Source organism: Flavobacterium sp. (assembly GCF_025352015.1).
Classification (GTDB): Bacteria; Bacteroidota; Bacteroidia; order Flavobacteriales; family Flavobacteriaceae; genus Flavobacterium.
On the sequence record NZ_JANXUG010000026.1, the window covers coordinates 1 to 2920 of the forward strand.

2 protein-coding genes are annotated in these 2920 nt (G+C 36.2%); one reads left to right on the forward strand and one right to left on the reverse strand.

The features are described 5' to 3' along the window. The first annotated feature begins 296 nt into the window (after positions 1 to 296). The gene (locus tag Q0Q96_RS02855; protein ID WP_293871488.1) at positions 297 to 2435 is read left to right on the forward strand and encodes a TonB-dependent receptor; all 2139 of its coding nucleotides are present in this window, start codon (positions 297 to 299) and stop codon (positions 2433 to 2435) included. Here the strand turns inward: Q0Q96_RS02855 and Q0Q96_RS02860 are convergent. Next, positions 2432 to 2848: a hypothetical protein gene (locus Q0Q96_RS02860; protein WP_293871490.1), complete on the reverse strand. Its 417-nt coding sequence runs from the start codon at positions 2846 to 2848 to the stop codon at positions 2432 to 2434. The two genes, Q0Q96_RS02855 and Q0Q96_RS02860, sit on opposite strands and share 4 nt — an antisense overlap. Positions 2849 to 2920: the final 72 nt, after the last annotated feature.

Genomic DNA, 2920 nt, shown 5'->3' on the forward strand with positions numbered 1-2920 from the left:
ATTAATAACAAAATGTGTCAAGTAATTTTAGGAGGGGTCAACTAAAAGTCTCCTGACTTTTCTTTTATCTAATAAATCATTTTCAAAATTTCTTTTTTGTAAATCTCATTTATAATAGTAAATTTGTGCTGTCTCAAAGGGGTGCTCTACCAAGGGCTGAGATTATACCCAACGAACCTAGAACAGGTAATGCTGTTTAGGGAAAAATGGCAACCAAGCCTTGACGCTTGCTGTCATAGGAACTTTAATTTTTAACCAAAGAATAATTCCCCCTTTTATTCGTAACAACTTTACGAATGAAAAATTTACGAAACTTTAAAAGCAAGACTTTAACTTCTTTTTTTCTTGTCATTTGCCTTTGGCCTTTTGCCGTTTTATCTCAAAAACAAGTAAAAGACACCACCAGAGTAAACCAACTAGATGCCGTTTTAGTCTCGGCGGTGAGGGTCACTACAAAAACGCCCGTATCGTTTAGCAATCTAGACAAAAACGAAATCCAAATTAGAAATCTCGGTCAGGACATTCCCATCTTGATGAACTACATGCCATCGGTAGTTACTACTTCGGATGCAGGAAATGGTGTGGGCTATACTGGTATTCGAGTTCGCGGCAGCGATGCCACACGCGTTAATGTCACCATCAATGGAATTCCGTATAACGATGCCGAAGGAAGCGGCACTTATTTTGTTGACATGCCCGATTTTGCATCGTCCCTACTGAGTTTGCAATTGCAACGCGGAGTGGGAACTTCTACCAATGGTGCGGGAGCTTTTGGTGCCAGTTTGAACTTATTAACTGATAGCTATTCTAATGAAGCTAATGGCGAAATTTCTAATTCCTTTGGGAGTTTCAATACTCGAAAGCACACTGTAAAATTTAGTTCGGGCTTACTGAACAATCATTTTGAATTGGCAGGAAGACTATCAGATATTGATTCTCATGGCTATGTTGATCGAGCTTCGTCTGATTTGAAATCGTATTTTCTGCAAGGGACTTATGTTGGCAAAACCACTTTAATCAAAGCCTTGGTTTTTGGCGGAAAAGAAAAAACCTATCAATCCTGGTATGGCGTAGATGCAGAAACCTTAAACAACGATAGAACCTTTAATTTTGCTGGGATGTTTATTGACGCGTTTGGAAATACTAAATTTTATGACAACCAAACCGATAATTACCAACAAGACCATTACCAACTGCATTGGAACGAAAAAGTTGCCGAAAATTGGAGCACAAATCTAGCACTGCATTACACCAAGGGGAAAGGCTATTATGAGGAATACCAAAACAATCAAAACTTTGCCGATTATGGGTTGACACCAATAATAATTAACGGAACCACCATTAATACGACCGATTTAGTTCGTCAGAAATGGTTGGATAACGATTTTTATGGCACCACTTTTTCTGCTATTTATAAAAAAGATAAACTAGAGGTAATTTGTGGTGGCGGCATCAATAAATACCAAGGCAAGCATTTTGGTAAAGTAATTTGGACTCGATTTGCGTCAACTTCAGAACTGGGCGATCATTACTATAATTATTTTGGAAACAAAACCGACGGCAACTTTTTTGCCAAAACCAATTATCAGATTACAAAAAAGATGAGTCTTTATGGCGATTTACAATATCGCAATGTTGCTTATAAAGCCAATGGAGTTGCCGCAGGTTCAATAAACGATACGTTCAATTTTTGCAACCCCAAAGCAGGAGTAAATTACAGTTTTAACGATAAAAGCACGCTCTATTTTTCATATGCCAAAGCCAATAGAGAACCCAACCGAACCGATTATGAAGGAGGCAATGTAAAACCCGAAAAACTGGATGATTATGAATTGGGTTGGCGTTATGTTGCCGAAAAGACAAAAATCAATACCAATATTTATTATATGGCATACAAAGACCAATTAATCTTGACGGGGAATTTAGACAATGTGGGCAACCCTATTCGTTCTAACAGCGAAAAAAGTTATCGGTTAGGATTAGAAGTTGATGCTACTTTTCAATTATCAAAACAATTTTTTATTCGACCAAACGTTACGGTAAGTCAAAATAAAAATATTGATTTGAACCTAGCCAGAACAAATCTTGGTACAAAAGACATAGCCTACTCTCCATCGTTAATTGCAGGGAATGCTTTGATTTATAAACCTTTGGCTAGCCTTCAAATATCATGGTTGTCAAAATTTGTAGGTGAACAGTACCTCAATAATATTGAATTACCAGTCGCAAAAATGCCAGATTACTTTGTAAACGACTTCAATATTAGTTATGAAATTAAGCCAAAAACAATTTTCAAAGCAATTGTTTTAAACGGTTTGGTTACTAATATATTAGACAAACGCTATGTTTCAAACGGCTATATGTATGATGTTACACCCTATTATTATCCGCAAGCGGAGATCAATTTTTTAGCGGGAATGACGTTAAAATTTTAATTGTAAATAATAAGATTACCGCCGCTCATTTCAACACGATACGGTTTCATTGGATATTGTTGTCCAGCGCTTTGTCCTGAAAATAAGTTGTAAACAGCATTATCGCATAGGCATTTTGCCTCAATGCCGGTAACAGTCATGGGAGAAGTACAAGTAGAAAATGATTGGTTGGGACAGGCTAAATCATACGCCAGATAACTGCTTCCAGTGTAGAAAACTACAATTCCTCTAGCGCCGCCATCCACAATGATATGATTGCTCGCATATTGTAAATTGCTACATTGAGGCAAATTCAAATTAAGTTGAATATTTACAGGAAAGTTGGGAATATTAGGATTGTTATAATTCACTCTTCCGCCATCACAACTAAAAATAACCAAAATAAATGTAAACAGAATTAATTTTTTTGTCATTATAAAATTATTTAAAATAAATAGCGAAACAAATTTAATTTAATTAACTTTGACAAGCGTTACTAAACGTAA